The 14,380-nt window shown below is 39.7% G+C and carries 14 protein-coding genes; 11 read left to right on the top strand and 3 right to left on the bottom strand.

Translation table 11 applies throughout. The annotated features are described in order from the left end of the window. Positions 1 to 536 precede the first annotated feature (536 nt). The 3 genes from KVY11_RS15915 to KVY11_RS15905 all read left to right on the top strand — a co-directional run bounded on the left by KVY11_RS15915 (position 537) and on the right by KVY11_RS15905 (position 3,159). Positions 537 to 1,886, top strand: a complete 1,350-nt coding sequence (locus KVY11_RS15915; RefSeq protein WP_218289491.1) for an aromatic acid/H+ symport family MFS transporter — start codon at positions 537 to 539, stop codon at positions 1,884 to 1,886. Between the two features lie 84 nt (positions 1,887 to 1,970). Next, a complete protein-coding gene (locus KVY11_RS15910; protein ID WP_218289490.1) occupies positions 1,971 to 2,786 on the top strand; it encodes a hypothetical protein in 816 nt (271 codons plus the stop codon). 61 nt (positions 2,787 to 2,847) lie between these two features. Beyond that, positions 2,848 to 3,159, top strand: coding sequence for an ankyrin repeat domain-containing protein (locus tag KVY11_RS15905; protein ID WP_218289489.1), 312 nt, complete (start codon positions 2,848 to 2,850; stop codon positions 3,157 to 3,159). A 58-nt stretch (positions 3,160 to 3,217) separates the two neighbouring features. On the opposite strand, the gene KVY11_RS15900 is transcribed toward KVY11_RS15905, so the two are convergent. Then, entirely contained in the window at positions 3,218 to 3,772 is a 555-nt protein-coding gene (locus KVY11_RS15900; RefSeq protein ID WP_218289488.1) for a DJ-1/PfpI family protein, read from the bottom strand. Between the two features lie 326 nt (positions 3,773 to 4,098). On the opposite strand from KVY11_RS15900, the gene KVY11_RS15895 reads away from it, so the two are divergent. The 5 genes from KVY11_RS15895 (at position 4,099) to hisG (ending at position 8,410) form a co-directional block, all read left to right on the top strand. Further along, positions 4,099 to 5,553, top strand: coding sequence for an RNA polymerase factor sigma-54 (locus KVY11_RS15895; RefSeq protein WP_005400217.1), 1,455 nt, complete (start codon positions 4,099 to 4,101; stop codon positions 5,551 to 5,553). 171 nt (positions 5,554 to 5,724) lie between these two features. After that, positions 5,725 to 6,057, top strand: coding sequence for a ribosome hibernation-promoting factor, HPF/YfiA family (gene hpf, locus KVY11_RS15890; protein ID WP_004695021.1), 333 nt, complete (start codon positions 5,725 to 5,727; stop codon positions 6,055 to 6,057). A gap of 137 nt (positions 6,058 to 6,194) precedes the next feature. Continuing rightward, positions 6,195 to 6,446 carry a BolA family iron metabolism protein IbaG gene (ibaG, locus tag KVY11_RS15885; protein ID WP_004695019.1) on the top strand — a complete coding sequence of 84 codons (252 nt, stop codon included), beginning with the start codon at positions 6,195 to 6,197 and terminating at the stop codon, positions 6,444 to 6,446. Between the two features lie 6 nt (positions 6,447 to 6,452). Then, the gene (gene murA / locus KVY11_RS15880) at positions 6,453 to 7,712 is read left to right on the top strand and encodes a UDP-N-acetylglucosamine 1-carboxyvinyltransferase (RefSeq protein WP_218289487.1); all 1,260 of its coding nucleotides are present in this window, start codon (positions 6,453 to 6,455) and stop codon (positions 7,710 to 7,712) included. Next, positions 7,709 to 8,410 (top strand): ATP phosphoribosyltransferase, encoded by a 702-nt coding sequence (gene hisG / locus KVY11_RS15875; protein ID WP_004984172.1) that lies wholly within the window; start codon positions 7,709 to 7,711, stop codon positions 8,408 to 8,410. Before murA ends, hisG begins: the two co-directional genes overlap by 4 nt. A gap of 74 nt (positions 8,411 to 8,484) precedes the next feature. On the opposite strand, the gene KVY11_RS15870 is transcribed toward hisG, so the two are convergent. After that, positions 8,485 to 8,829 carry a nuclear transport factor 2 family protein gene (locus tag KVY11_RS15870; RefSeq protein WP_218289486.1) on the bottom strand — a complete coding sequence of 115 codons (345 nt, stop codon included), beginning with the start codon at positions 8,827 to 8,829 and terminating at the stop codon, positions 8,485 to 8,487. A gap of 175 nt (positions 8,830 to 9,004) precedes the next feature. Here KVY11_RS15870 and hisD point away from each other — a divergent pair, with 175 nt between their 5' ends. Further along, complete coding sequence (gene hisD / locus KVY11_RS15865) at positions 9,005 to 10,306, top strand: histidinol dehydrogenase (protein ID WP_218289492.1); 1,302 nt, start codon at positions 9,005 to 9,007, stop codon at positions 10,304 to 10,306. Between the two features lie 174 nt (positions 10,307 to 10,480). Further along, on the top strand, positions 10,481 to 11,572 hold the full coding sequence (hisC, locus tag KVY11_RS15860) for a histidinol-phosphate transaminase (protein ID WP_218289485.1): 1,092 nt from the start codon (positions 10,481 to 10,483) through the stop codon (positions 11,570 to 11,572). A gap of 71 nt (positions 11,573 to 11,643) precedes the next feature. Here hisC and pabB read toward each other — a convergent pair whose 3' ends face one another. Next, positions 11,644 to 12,993, bottom strand: a complete 1,350-nt coding sequence (gene pabB / locus KVY11_RS15855) for an aminodeoxychorismate synthase component I (RefSeq protein ID WP_218289484.1) — start codon at positions 12,991 to 12,993, stop codon at positions 11,644 to 11,646. 254 nt (positions 12,994 to 13,247) lie between these two features. Between pabB and KVY11_RS15850 the strand changes: the two genes are divergently transcribed. After that, positions 13,248 to 14,204: a DUF6160 family protein gene (locus KVY11_RS15850; protein ID WP_168159413.1), complete on the top strand. Its 957-nt coding sequence runs from the start codon at positions 13,248 to 13,250 to the stop codon at positions 14,202 to 14,204. Positions 14,205 to 14,380: the final 176 nt, after the last annotated feature.

Genomic DNA, 14,380 nt, shown 5'->3' with positions numbered 1-14,380 from the left:
TAGCGCTGATGGTAGTGTGGAGTTATCCATGTGAGAGTAAGTCATCGCCAGCTCATTAATTCAAATCCCCCTAACTCAAATGAGATAGGGGGATTTTTTTATGCGGAAAATATTAAAATAATATACGAATCAATCGTCTAATTGAGATTTATCGTAATTAAATAAAACATCCTAAATAGTCATAATTATTATTTAAATGAACCTTTCTATACTTATTTTTCTTTTTTACTATCAGTTAATTTTTACTATCAACTAAATACTATATTTTTATCTAATTTAAATTAGGCCTTTATTGTTAATTATTATTTTATTTCATATCAGAAAGACAAGTGTTAATGGTTGGTTTTATTTATTTTTAATGCGAATTAAATCACTTATTTAGACTAATGTTGAATTTTTATATCACTATAAATTGTGTGAATATAACACCAAATTACTTTGGTGAATGACTTCTGTTTGGGCTGAATTAGCACATTATAAAAACTGAAGGGCGCTAGTTAAAGTGCAATGAAACAATAGCTCATAGGAGGTGAATAATGTCAGCTAAAGCAGTTAATGTGAATGATATTATTGATCGTGCAAAATTTTCGGGTTTCCATTTTCAAGTTGTTGCTTGGTGTCTGCTAATTATTTTATTTGATGGTTATGATTTGGCAATTAATGGTGTGGTATTGCCATTATTAATGGAAGACTGGGGCTTAAGTGCTGTACAGGCGGGTATGCTTGCAAGTACTGCTTTAGCAGGCATGATGTTTGGTGCAATGATATTTGGCTCTTTGGCGGATAAAATTGGTCGTAAAAAAGTCATTATGATCTGTATTGTACTTTTTAGCGGGCTTACCTGTGCAGGTGGTTTTGCATCAAACCCAACGGAATTTGCAATTCTCCGTTTCCTTGCGGGACTAGGAATTGGTGGAGTAATGCCAAACCTTGTTGCGCTGACATCTGAGTATGCACCACAAAAAATGCGTAGTACCTTAGTAACCACAATGTTTAGTGGTTATGCTGTGGGTGGTGTAATGGCTGCATTACTAGGTGCGTGGTTTACTCCAAGTTTTGGTTGGCAAATTATGTTCTTTATTGCGGGTATTCCTTTGTTGTTGTTACCAGTTATTTGGAAGTTTTTGCCCGAGTCTTTGACTTTTATTGTGCAACAAAACCGTCAAGTGGAAGCACGTAAAATTGTTCGTCGTTTAGCACCAACAGTAACGGTAAAAGAAGATACAACTTTTGAGTTGCATCAGCTTGATGTGCCAGAGTCTGCAAATGTTGTGAGCTTATTTAAACGTGGGCGTGCGGTAAATACCTTATTGTTTTGGGTGGCGTTCTTCACCTGCTTACTGACAATGTATGCTTTAAGCAGTTGGTTGCCGAAGTTAATGATGGCAGCAGGCTACTCAATGGATAATAGCTTGATGTTTATGATGGTGATGAACATTGGTGCTGTGATTGGTATTGTGGGTGGAGGGATCTTGGCTGATCGCTTCCATTTGAAACCTGTGCTGATGTGCTTGGGCATGATGGGTGCTGTTGTAATGAGCTTGATGGGCTTCCAATCGAATCAATTCCTTTTATATATTTTAGTATTCTTGGCGGGTGCTGCATCCATTGGTTCGCAAATGCTGCTTTATAGCTATGTCGCTCAGTACTATCCGCTTGCTGTTCGTTCAACTGGGATTGGGTGGTCGTCTGCGATTGGTCGTATGGGGGCAATCATTGGACCAATTTTAATCGGAAGTTTGTTAGGTATGAATTTACCTGCTCACTTTAATTTTATTGCAGTGGGTTTACCTGTGTTGATTACTGCTATTGCGGTTGCACTGATTATGCATGAGGATGAATCTGAAAAGATTGGTGCAAGTCAGCCTGCGATTTCGAAAGCTTAAGAGTCATTTAATTGAAAGCCTCCAAATTGTGGGGGCTTTTTGTTATATTCTTTTAATCTTAATAAATTAAAAGAAATTTAAAAAATGAGTTTTTTTGAAACGATTGGGTTGGGACTTTTAACAAATTTTCTGAGTGACCTTTTAAAGAAAAAACTCAAGTTTAAGATGAACAGGACTGATGTAGATAAAATCGCTGATCGCTTAAATTTAGTTTTGTCATTAATGAATGAAGGACGAGATGAAAAATTTACTGTAGCTCAGTTTAGTAAAATTTTAGAATTAAAAAAAGTAGGTGATTTAGAGAAGTACTTTATAAATATTGAAGAACCAGAGTTAGAATTTTTAGAAATTTTTTCCCAAACATTTGCAATTAATTATGAGTGGTTAACAGAAGGAAAAGGACATCCGTTTAAGTGCGATCAACAAATTTATAGAAGTATTTACGATTGCTTAGAACGCATTGATCAAATAAAACCATTTATTATTTATTTTGTAAGATCCCAAAGTTTGCGTGGTGAAACTTGTATTCTATTAGAAGTTAGAGAGCATCATTTTATTGTTCTGAATAGCTATATCCATTTTAGTGAACAGGTTGGATTTGGTGGAAGTTGTGAGCTGGTAGCATTTAGGAAATTAGTGATGGAGTTAATTTTAGTACGTAAATATATAACTAAAGGTGTGATTGTTTCAGATCAAAACTTTAAAAAGTTGTATAAAGGGGAAATTCATCCGAAAGTTGCGTTAATGGCACGTAAGGGTAAATTTGAACATTGGCATGATGATTTTACTGATATTTATAACCAAAGATATCGTTATCGGCATCATGGTAAGTATGATAAGAACTTTAAAGATGCATTTAATATTGTGAAAAATAATATTGAAAAAAATGGAGAGCTTTAATATTTGTTGACCACAGAGTACTTTATGCATTTAATAAATCCAAAGCTTTGGAATAAAATATATGAAACTCAACTCATTCTCCCCAATTCCTGAAAACGATGATGAACTGCATTTACCTGAACTGGTGTATTGGGCATCTTTAGGTGAACTCGCTGAAGTAGAAAAAAGTCTCGCCAATGGTGTAGATGTGAACTCGACAGATGATGAAGGCTATAGCGCACTTCAAGCGGCGGCTGAAAATGGCTATCTAGATGTAGTGAAACTACTGGTTGAAAACGGTGCGAATGTCCACTACAAAGGTGAATACACAGCGCTTCAACTGGCTGAAATGGCAGAACAAGTAGAAATTATTGAATATTTAAAAAGTCTGTAACTTTTATAATGAATAAAAGAGCCTGCTCAATATCAGGCTCTTTTTATTTTATGGCATCTTAAATGGACGAATTGGATTCAATTTCTTTCAATATCGCTTGATTAAAAGCGGGAAGATCCTCTGGACTACGTAAGCTGATGAGCGTCCAGCCACCTACTTTACATTTGTGAACGGCTTCATCGACCCATACAGCACCTGCATTTTCCAGATCGAGTCGTATACTTTGATGCGAAGTCAGATGTTTAGCTTGAATCCGCTCAGCATTAATCAAAACCCAAGGCGCATGACTAATCACAGCTATTGGTTTGGCTTGGTTGCTAAAACTTTGGATAATTTCGAGCGCTTTAGGATGGTGGCGTAATAGATCTACATTAACTGCACCGCCGGGGATAATCAGCAAGTCGTAGTCTTCATAATGAACATGATCCAAATCGACGTCTGGAGGATAGCTTGCTGCCGATTCCGAGTCCATTTTGACAGTTCGAACATCTTGAGCTTCAATCGCGGCATGAATACATTCTATGCCTTTGGACTGTAGAAAATGGAGAGGCTGAATTAGCTCATCATGCTCTACAGCTACATTTGAGGTTATGAACAATACTTTTTGAGTCATGTAAATCACCTAAAAAATGTCTATGCTTTAGCCTAACAAAGCAGAATAATCCTGATGTTTTGATTTAACAGACTCTTGTAAGTAAGTGAAAGTAGCTGAAGCAATCTTTCGTGTAATTCTGGGACTGTGTGAAGGTATTAATGATCCTTTTCAATAATTGATATGCATTAAGACATTCATAAAGTTCGAAACTGGATAGGAAATGAAAAACAATCTGCTCAAAAAATGTAGGTTTTTTGAATTTTCTATGCTATAAAAAATAAAACGGCACAAAAATTGCTTATAAAGCGTGCTTTAAAAATAGTTGTATTGATGAGTAGGGTTTTATGAAGTTATCGGTTGGATTGAAAGTTTCGAACTCTTTGTCGTTAACCCCCCAATTACAACAAGCTATTCGATTGCTTCAATTGTCGAGCCTTGAACTTGAACAAGAAATTCAGATTCAACTCGACAGCAATCCACTCTTAGAAAAAGTAGAAGAACAGTCATCTATCGAAAGCTTATCCAGTGTGCAAGAGCAAGAACAGGATAAGAAAGATTTGACCAACGAACTCAACGCCGACCATTTACCCGATGATTTACCCGTCGATACCGACTGGGATGATGTCTATACGCATCAACCAACCAGTTTGGGCGCGGCAGAATTTGAAGAGCGAGAAGATAATCGCCAAGGTCATTTGGGCTTAAAAGAGCATATGTTGGAGCAAATCAATCTGTTGCATTTTTCGCAAGTAGATATGTTGATTGCTTATTGCATTATTGACTCGTTGGACGATAAAGGTTTTTTAGACAGTGATATTTCAGAAATAACGACTTCAGTTCAACATCTTTTAACCAGCATGGACTATGACGACGAAGTCGAAGATGACGAAGTGGTTGTGGTGCTCAAGCATATTCAGCGTTTAGACCCACTTGGCGTTGGGGCGCGGAATCTTGCAGAGTGCTTAATGGTACAGTTGGAAGCCTTGCCGATGCAGACCGCGTGTCGAAATGATGCCATGAATCTGCTGAAAAACTATGAACTATTGATCAGCAATGAACTAGCGAAACTGATTAAACAAACGGGTTTAAATCAAGAGCAGCTCAAGTGCGCGGTTGATTTATTGAAAACCCTAAAAGCGCATCCAGGGCTTGAGTTTGAAGATAAAGACTCAGATTATCAAATTCCTGATGTCGTCGTAATGAAGAAAAACGAACAATGGCAAGTGGCTTTAAATCCTGATGTGATGCCAAAACTTCGTGTGAACTCGTTTTATGCCAATATGATTAAGCGTGCTGATCAAAGTGAAGATAATCAATACTTACGTAATCAAATGTTGGATGCGAAAAACTTTATTAAAAGTGTCGATGAACGCCATAAAACTTTACTGAAAGTGGCGACGTGTATCATTGAACATCAGCGTGCCTTTTTAGAAATTGGTGCTGAAGGGATGAAGCCTTTGGTACTTCGGGATATTGCAGAAGAAGTTGAATTGCATGAGTCGACCGTTTCTCGGGTGACCACCAACAAATATATGCTGACGCCACGCGGCTTGTTCGAGTTGAAATATTTCTTTTCAAGCCATGTGGGTACAACGTCAGGCGGTGAGGCATCTTCAACTGCAATTCGCGCCAAGATTAAAAAATTGATTGCTGAAGAGAATGCACGTAAGCCTTTGTCTGATAACGCAATTGCCAATCTGTTAAAGGACGATGGAATTGATGTAGCGCGTCGGACAGTGGCAAAGTATCGCGAATCGTTACATATTCCGTCATCTTCTGAACGAAAAGTCTTGATCTAAAATTTAAAATCTGACTATTCTAGAGGTTCATTATGACAACATAATGAACCTCTTTTTTCTTTAAGGAATGGCTAAAATGATTTGATGTTTCTATGCGTGCTGGTTATTTTGCAGTCATTAAATCGTCTTGGCTTTTCCTCATTAATCCTAATGAAGGTGAGGGATAGATATATGCAAATAACAATTCGTGGACATCATTTGAGCATTACCCCAGCTATTGAAGATACCATTCGCTGCAAATTTGCAGAAATGACCAAGCATATTGATCAGGTGAACAGTATGCAGGTGAAATTAACCAAGGATCATCAGGTCGATAAACATACTAAAAAAGGCAGTAGCAATCATATTGCAGAAGCAATTATCCGTTTACCAGGCATTGAATTTTTTGCTCAGGCTTCAGCAGATGATATGTATACGTCGATTAAAAAATTATCAGAAAAACTAAAAAGACAGCTCGATAAGCACCGTAAAATGCAGCAGGTTTACCAACCGATTGCCATTTAGTTTGATTTTTATGCAAAAAGAGGTTTTTTAAAACCTCTTTTTTTTATATATAAAGTGTGTGGGTTTATGATTTATTTTTCAGATTTATAGTAAAATGGCAGGTTTTTACACCGTTGGTCCTATAAGAGGTCTTTGTGATGAATAGTGAACAGCTCACTGAAATTTTAAAAGCTGCTTTTCCTGAAGCTGAAGTTGCAGTTAGTGGGCAAGGCGGAAAGTTTGACTTACGTATTGTCGACGACCAATTCGAAGGCAAACGCCCTGTTGCACGTCAGCAAGCTGTTTATGCACCATTAAATTCTTATATCGCAAGTGGCGAAGTGCATGCGGTGACTATTCGTGCAATGACTAAAGAAGAATGGCGTAAAGCAAGCTTATTCGGAGCTTAAAATTAGATGGATAAATTTTTAATTCAAGGTGGCACTAAGCTCGAAGGCGAAGTTCGTATTTCGGGTGCTAAAAATGCTGCCTTGCCGTTGCTTGCAGCAATGATTTTGCCTGAAACCCCAACCAAGCTCACCAACGTACCGCATTTAAAAGATGTAAATACCTTGGTGCAGTTGATTGGTGGTCTAGGCATTACCATGACCTACGAAGGCGACACGGTTACTGCGGATACCTCAACACTGAACAATCAGTTTGCACCGTATGAGCTGGTGAAAACTATGCGTGCATCTATTTTAGTGCTAGGCCCATTGGTGGCGCGCTATGGTAGTGCAAAAGTGTCTTTGCCGGGTGGATGTGCGATTGGCTCGCGCCCAGTCGATCAACATTTAAAAGCTTTAGAAGCTTTAGGTGCAGAGATTGAAGTTGAAGCGGGTTATGTACACGCTAAAGTCGATGGCCGTCTGAAAGGTGGTGAAGTCGTTTTTGATATGGTGACCGTGGGTGGTACCGAAAATATCTTAATGGCTGCGGCATTGGCAGAAGGCGTGACTACGATTCGTAATGCGGCACGTGAACCTGAAATTACGGACCTTGCGAAAATGTTGATCGCGATGGGTGCAAAAATTGAAGGATTAGACACAGATACCTTAGTGGTCACAGGTGTTGAAAAACTACATGGCTGTGAATATGCTGTGGTTGCTGACCGTATTGAAACGGGTTCGTATTTGGCTGCTGCGGCCATTACCGGTGGTCGTGTAAAAACTACACATACTGATCCAACTTTGATGGAATCGGTCTTAGAAAAGTTTGAAGAAATGGGCGCGGAAGTGACCCGTGGTGATGATTGGATCGAGCTTGATATGATGGGTAAACGCCCGAAAGCAGTGAGTTTCCAAACGCTTCCACATCCAGACTTTCCAACTGATATGCAAGCACAGATTATGGCGGTTAATGCCATTGGTCGTGGTTTTGCTACTATTTCTGAAACGATTTTTGAAAACCGTTTTATGCACGTACCTGAATTGTCACGTATGGGTGCCAATATTCAGGTCGAAGGTAATGATGCTGTCGTGACGGGTGTAGAGAAACTTTCTGCAGCACCTGTGATGGCAACAGATTTACGTGCTTCTTTCTCACTGGTGTTAGCTGCACTTGCTGCGGATGGTGAGACGCTGATTGATCGTATCTATCATATTGACCGCGGTTATGAAGATGTCGAAGCGAAATTACAAGGTATAGGCGCCCAAATTAAGCGAGTAAGTTCATGAGCGATATGAGAAACGATGATCCAAATTTTGACGTAATGGGCAATTTTGATCATGGTTTAACATTGGCATTGAGTAAAGGTCGTATTTTAAAAGAAACCCTGCCTTTACTTGAAACGGCTGGAATTAACTTACTGGAAGATCCTGATAAGTCACGAAAGTTAATTTTCCCAACCACCCATAAACAAGTCCGTATTTTAATTTTACGTGCTTCTGATGTACCTACCTATGTGGAAAATGGTGCGGCTGATATCGGTGTTGCGGGCAAAGACGTGCTTATGGAACATGGCGCGCAAAACGTTTATGAACCACTCGATCTAAAAATCGCAGTATGTAAACTGATGACCGCGGGCAAAGTTGGCATGGAGCGTCCCAAAGGGCGTTTAAAAATTGCCACAAAATACGTAAACTTAACCCGTCAGTACTATGCAAGCTTAGGTGAGCAAGTCGATGTGATTAAGTTGTACGGTTCAATGGAGCTTGCACCGTTGGTGGGTTTGGGCGATTACATTGTTGACGTGGTCGATACTGGGAATACTTTACGTGCCAATGGTTTAGAACCTTTGGAAGAAATTTGTAAAGTGTCTTCACGTCTGATCGTGAACAAGGCAAGTTTCAAACGTAAGCAAGCATTGTTAAACCCAATTCTTGCACAGTTAGAAACAGCAGTCGCTGAACGTGAAGCGTTAAAAAACAAATAAGTTGATCTTTTTTTTTAAAAGAAACCGCTATCGATGATGGCGGTTTTTTTGTACCTGCTCATTTTTTAATATTTTTATTGGATTGAAATACAATAGGATTGAATTTGGGCCAGTTGATTCAAATTGTTAAAATTATAGACATCACAAGCAGAAATTCGCGATGTCTGCTGGGTGTCATGAAATTGCGCTTCACCTTGAACAATCACATGATGACCCGTTTGATGAATTGCTTGAATATGGAACTCATGTGCGACGGTCGAAAAATAATGTTCGATAGACTGGCAATGCTTCAGCACTTGATCAAAACCTGAAAGCCGTTGTTCACCCACAATTTCCCATGTAATGGTTTCTGAAAAATACTGTTGGATTCGGCTAAATTGTCCCGTTGAAAAGTAGGTGGCTATGTCCGTGAGGGTCATCTCGTTTTGCCTGTTTTTAGTCATGTTTGGTAATTCTAGTTTAAAAATATTGAATCAGATTCATTTCCCGATGAAGTTAAAAGTAATTTTTCATTACACTCCGTGTTTAGCTGGAGGATTGTTGCCCACAAAATACAGGAAACAAGGTAAACTAAAGCTTCCCTTTATTTTCATTGTGGATAAATTGATGCGACGTTTATCGACTCAAGATCAGAACTTTAAACAAGTCTTTGCTGATTTGTTGGCTTTTGAAACCGTGAGTGACCCAGAACTTTTAAAAACCGTAGATCAAATCATCGCTGATGTTCGTCAGCATGGTAATGCTCATGTTCTTAAACTCACTCAACAGTTCGATCGACATCCCGCGCATCAATTCTCCGATTTAGAACTGACTCAAGAACAATTAAAAACCGCTTTTGAGGGTTTGAGTACCGAAGTCCGCGAGGCGTTAGAGCTTGCTGCAAACCGCATTCGTGAGTTTCACCAAGCGCAAAAACAAGAAGGCTGGATCTATGTGGATGCCTTGGGGAACACACTTGGGCAAAAAGTAACGCCTTTAGATCGCGTTGGTATTTATGTACCTGGTGGTTTGGCATCTTATCCGTCTTCTGTACTGATGAATGCTGTACCTGCGCATGTGGCGGGTGTACCTGAAATTATTATGGTCGTGCCTGCACCGAATGGTGAGTTGAATCCTTTGGTATTAGCAGCCGCTTATTTGGCTGGTGTCAGCCGTGTCTTTACCATTGGTGGGGCACAAGCGGTTGCGGCTTTAGCCTATGGTACAGAAACGATTCCAGCGGTAGATAAGATTACAGGGCCGGGCAACCGTTTTGTCGCGGCTGCGAAACGTGCAGTATTCGGACAAGTCGGTATCGACATGATTGCAGGGCCGTCTGAAATTTTAGTTTATGCCGAAGGCGCGAATAATGCGCAGTGGCTGGCAATGGATTTATTGTCCCAAGCTGAACACGATACTGTGGCACAAGCAGTGTTTATTACACCAGATGAGCAGTTGTTAAATGAAGTAGAACTGGCTATTGAAGCGCATTTACAAGCTTTACCTAAGGCGGAGATTGCGCGTACTTCAATAGCGAATCGTGGCGCGTTAGTGCTTGTGAAAGACCGCGCTGAAGCAGTTGAACTGATTAATCAAGTCGCGCCTGAGCATTTAGAGCTTTGCCTAGATGAAGCACAGGAAATGGCTGAAGATATTCGTCATGCAGGCGCAATCTTCATGGGGCGTTATACCCCAGAAGCGATTGGTGACTATTGTGCAGGGCCCAACCACGTTTTGCCAACTTCAGGTACAGCACGCTTTTCCTCACCGCTGGGTGTATATGATTTCCAAAAGCGTTCAAGTTTGATTATGTGCTCTGAGCAAGGTGTGAAAACTTTGGCGAAAACCGCGGATATCTTAGCGCAACAAGAAAACTTAGATGCCCATGCGCGTTCGGCACGTTATCGTTATCAATAATATAAATTTAGATCCCTCATTTGTTCAGAAATGAATGTTCCTCTCCCTATGGGAGAGGTTAGGAGAGGGGAAAATATTGAATTCAGTTTGGGACATCATAAACCTCTCCCAAACCCTCTCCTAGAAGGAGAGGGCTTATATAAAAGTAAGTTGAGTGCATAAATGAGATAGACAATGTTTAACATTACTACAGAACAAATGCGTTTTTGGAGTCCTGAAGTACGTGCATTAGAACCGTATGTGCCAGGCGAACAACCGAAAATTCAAAATTTATTGAAGCTCAATACCAACGAAAACCCATATCCACCCTCACCAAAAGTGGTGGAAGCTGTTCAAGCAGTCTTGGCAAACTCAGCAGATGTACTGCGTTTATATCCAGATCCAGATGCTTCTGCGTTAAAGCAGGCGATTGCGAAACAACAAAATGTTGCTGTTGAAAATGTCTTTGTTGGCAATGGTTCAGATGAGGTCTTAGCGCATATTTTTAAAGCTTTTTTTGTGCAAAAGCTGCCTTTACTTTACCCTGATATTACCTATAGCTTCTATCCTGTTTATAGCCAATTCTTTGGGGTCAAAACCAAAATTTTACCACTCAATGATGACTTTGAAATTGTGGTGGATGACTATAAACAAGCCAATGGCGGCATAATTATCACCAATCCAAATGCGCCAACTAGTATAGATATTGGTTTGGCAGCAATTGAGGAAGTACTTCAAGCCAATCCAAATTCAGTGGTGGTGATTGATGAAGCTTATGTGGACTTTGGTGCTGAATCGGCAGTCAGTTTGGTGGAAAAATACGAGAACTTGGTGGTGTGCCAAACCACGTCTAAGTCTCGCTCACTGGCGGGTTTACGTGTTGGTTTTGCGATTGCTCAACCGCATTTGATTGCGGCACTTGAAGCGGTGAAGAATAGTTTTAACTCTTATCCGATGGACCGTTTTGCGATAGCCGCTGCGGTCGCTTCATTTGAAGATCAAGCTTATTTCGAAGCGCAAAATCAAAAAGTGATTCAAAGCCGTGAACATTTGGTTGAACAATTGACCGCACTGGGCTTTAACGTTTTGCCATCGAGTGCCAACTTTATCTTTGCATCATTGCCTAGCAAAGATGCAGGTGAATTAGCGGCTGAATTACGTGAACAAGGCATTATTGTGCGTTATTTCAATAAACCGCGTATTAACCAGTTTTTACGTATCACAGTTGGAACTGATGAACAAAATCAACGTTTAGTCGATACATTGAAAAATGATATTTTAAAATAAACTTTCAACAGTTTTGATCTTTGAAAAGTGAACCTTCATTGATGTGAAGGTTCACTTTTTTATTTTGGTTGCTATTCAGCGTCCGTTTGCACAAAAGTATTGAGTAAATTAAGCAGTGCTGAGACCTTGTCAAAACATTCTTGGTATTCAGCTTCACACTCTGATGCAATGGTAATTCCACCGCCAGCCCAAAGTGAAACCTCATCTTGGAATTTTTGAATGGAACGAATCAGAATGTTCCAAGAACCAGTGCCATCGAAATTAAAATAACCCATTGAGCCACAGTAGGCTCCACGTGGTGCACCTTCGAGTTCTTCAATAATCTGCATCGCTCGAATTTTAGGTGCACCTGTAATAGACCCGCCAGGTAGCGCAGAGAGCAGCACATGAAAGGGATGAACTTCTGCTTTAAGTGTTGCTTCGACTTCGCTGACCATATGATGGACTTGATTAAAGCTTTCAATATTAAACAGTTTAGGTGTTTTGACGGAGCCTGTTTCTGCATAAACACTCAAGTCATTACGCAGTAGATCGACAATCATCACATTTTCAGCTTGGTCTTTTTCCGAAGCCATTAAGCGTTGTTTAGATTGTTCATCTAAGACTGGATCTGCAAAGCGCGGCATGGTGCCTTTAATCGGCTTGGTAATGATTTTTCGATGAGCTTGAAAATCAATAAACAACTCGGGTGAACAACTTAAGAGTTCAAAATCATCGATACGGAGATACCCCGAGTAAGGTGCATCGGTCAATTGCCAAAATGCTTCGACTGCACTTAGGAGTCGACCATGTGCCTTGGCTGTGAACTCTTGTGTCAGATTGATTTGATAGCAATCCCCAGCTTTGATGTATTCCTGTACTTGCTGAAAGGCTTGTTTGTATTCGGTTTTAGTCCAGCGTGCTTGGCAGATCGATGCGAGTTGGAGTGGATGGCTTAAGGCCGATGGCTGGAATAAATACGATTCAATTTTGCGATAAATGCGTTCGGCTTGTGAGTCGCTACTGCAAAATAGCCAGCCTGCATCAGTCCATTGTAGATAACTACTGTATAAACCTAAAAATAGGCTTGGCTGTGACTTAATTTGAACTTGAACGTGCTGCTGAGCGGCATAATCATAACTGATGAACCCAATAAGTCCGCCACTAAAAGATGCTTCTTTTTGTTCTGAGCTTGGCTGAATATTACTGGAAATGTCTATTTCTTTATCATCGTGGATGTAACAAAAATCCTGAGTGCGTTGAAAGAAAAAGTGCTGGTTTTTTTGAAAAACTTGATAACGCTCGGGTAAAAAAGCAATGACAGGTGCATCGACATTTTGTAAATAGACTAACTGTGTGAGCTCATTCAATGCCTGTAGTATATGAGATACAGAGAGGCTTGAATCACAAATTATCTTTTTAAATGATTGGCTTAGAGTCATGCTGACGCAAATAGGATTAAAAAATTCAGGCTATTTTACCTCATTGTACGTGTACGCATAGAGGAAATACCGTTTATCGGTAAGCTATGGATTGCGACCAACAGCAGTTGATCAAAAAATCACTCGCATATAACTTAGTTCAGGCAATGAAGTCACTCAAGGATAGATGTTAATACTGGGTCAAAATAAAAAAAGCAGTAGTTAACATCGAGTGATTGGTATCACAAAAATAAAGCTCTTAGGAGAGGAACAAGATGAAAATTATTACTAAACTTGCTTTAGTTTCTTCAATGGCAATCAGTGCAAATGCGATGGCAATGCAAGCAATGGATGACGCTTCGCTCAGTGCCGCTACAGGTCAAGATGGTCTAAATATCGGTATCGGTATTTCTAAAATCGAAATTGGTAAGGTTTTTGTTCATGATAATGATGGTTTAGCGACTACATCTCTAGGTGGTACTTCAACTGCTGGTGCTATCGTTATCCAAGGTAATGGTATAGCGGGTGATACGCTGGAAAATCACGGTATTGTTATTGGTGCGAACTATGATAATGCAGGAGCATATTTACTTCCATCTCGTAACTTAGCTGATTTGCAAATTGACACAGATGCAAACGGTGGTAATGCATTTATTAACATTGCAGCTCAAGTTTCAGGTTTAGATATTAAAATTGGTCAAATTGGTGTAGTTGCTTCGGCTGATGTTCCTACAACAGGAGCAACCTCTATCCGTCGTGGTGGTACAGGTACGGTGAATCCGATTTTAAGTGGTTTATCACTGAAAACAGGTCCAATGTCTGCAAACATCCAACTAGGTGCTGCACCGCAAGGCGCAATGATCCAATTAAATGCGACGATGGTTGGTGGTTTAGAAATTAAAAACTTAGGTATTTTAGATAATTCAACTAAAACAGCAACGCGTGCTGCAGGTGAAATCTTTGTTGAAAGCATTAAGGTTGCAGATGCAAATTCTCTAGACTTAACACTGAATCAAAAAATTAGTGTGATTGGTGAAGAGGGTGCGAATAAGGGCTATATTCGTATGATTAGCACAAGTGGCGCGCACGATACTTATGTTAAAGGTGTACATTTGGGTAGCCGTAATGCTGCATCTATTGGTGATGTAGAAGTTCAAGGTATGCAAACATACTTTAGTCCTGCTGCAGGAGTGTATACACCAGGTGCTGTGATTACTATTTCTGGTCACTAAAATTAGCCTTTAAAAAAGCGCGTGAATTCACGCGCTTTTTTTCTAAAATTTATTCATAAAAAATGCAAAAAAGACTATTTTTTTTAGATAAAACACAGTATCTTCTTGAATGTATGGATATAGAGTATTAACTCTAAAAACAAAAAATGGGCGGGATGCCTATATTATTAAAAAAA

Origin of the sequence: Acinetobacter sp. CWB-G5, from assembly GCF_019209785.1 — a bacterium.
Taxonomy (GTDB): Bacteria; Pseudomonadota; Gammaproteobacteria; order Pseudomonadales; family Moraxellaceae; genus Acinetobacter; species Acinetobacter johnsonii.
Note: the sequence above shows the minus strand (reverse complement) of the source record. Positions and strands in the feature narration are given on the sequence as shown.

Excerpts from the sequence above, each read along its gene's own strand:
- KVY11_RS15915 (WP_218289491.1), top strand. The coding sequence starts at position 537 with ATGTCAGCTAAAGCAGTTAATGTGAATGATATTATTGATCGTGCAAAA.
- KVY11_RS15910 (WP_218289490.1), top strand. The coding sequence starts at position 1,971 with ATGAGTTTTTTTGAAACGATTGGGTTGGGACTTTTAACAAATTTTCTG.
- KVY11_RS15905 (WP_218289489.1), top strand. The coding sequence starts at position 2,848 with ATGAAACTCAACTCATTCTCCCCAATTCCTGAAAACGATGATGAACTG.
- KVY11_RS15900 (WP_218289488.1), bottom strand. The coding sequence starts at position 3,772 with ATGACTCAAAAAGTATTGTTCATAACCTCAAATGTAGCTGTAGAGCAT.
- KVY11_RS15895 (WP_005400217.1), top strand. The coding sequence starts at position 4,099 with ATGAAGTTATCGGTTGGATTGAAAGTTTCGAACTCTTTGTCGTTAACC.
- hpf (WP_004695021.1), top strand. The coding sequence starts at position 5,725 with ATGCAAATAACAATTCGTGGACATCATTTGAGCATTACCCCAGCTATT.
- ibaG (WP_004695019.1), top strand. The coding sequence starts at position 6,195 with ATGAATAGTGAACAGCTCACTGAAATTTTAAAAGCTGCTTTTCCTGAA.
- murA (WP_218289487.1), top strand. The coding sequence starts at position 6,453 with ATGGATAAATTTTTAATTCAAGGTGGCACTAAGCTCGAAGGCGAAGTT.
- hisG (WP_004984172.1), top strand. The coding sequence starts at position 7,709 with ATGAGCGATATGAGAAACGATGATCCAAATTTTGACGTAATGGGCAAT.
- KVY11_RS15870 (WP_218289486.1), bottom strand. The coding sequence starts at position 8,829 with ATGACCCTCACGGACATAGCCACCTACTTTTCAACGGGACAATTTAGC.
- hisC (WP_218289485.1), top strand. The coding sequence starts at position 10,481 with ATGTTTAACATTACTACAGAACAAATGCGTTTTTGGAGTCCTGAAGTA.
- pabB (WP_218289484.1), bottom strand. The coding sequence starts at position 12,993 with ATGACTCTAAGCCAATCATTTAAAAAGATAATTTGTGATTCAAGCCTC.
- KVY11_RS15850 (WP_168159413.1), top strand. The coding sequence starts at position 13,248 with ATGAAAATTATTACTAAACTTGCTTTAGTTTCTTCAATGGCAATCAGT.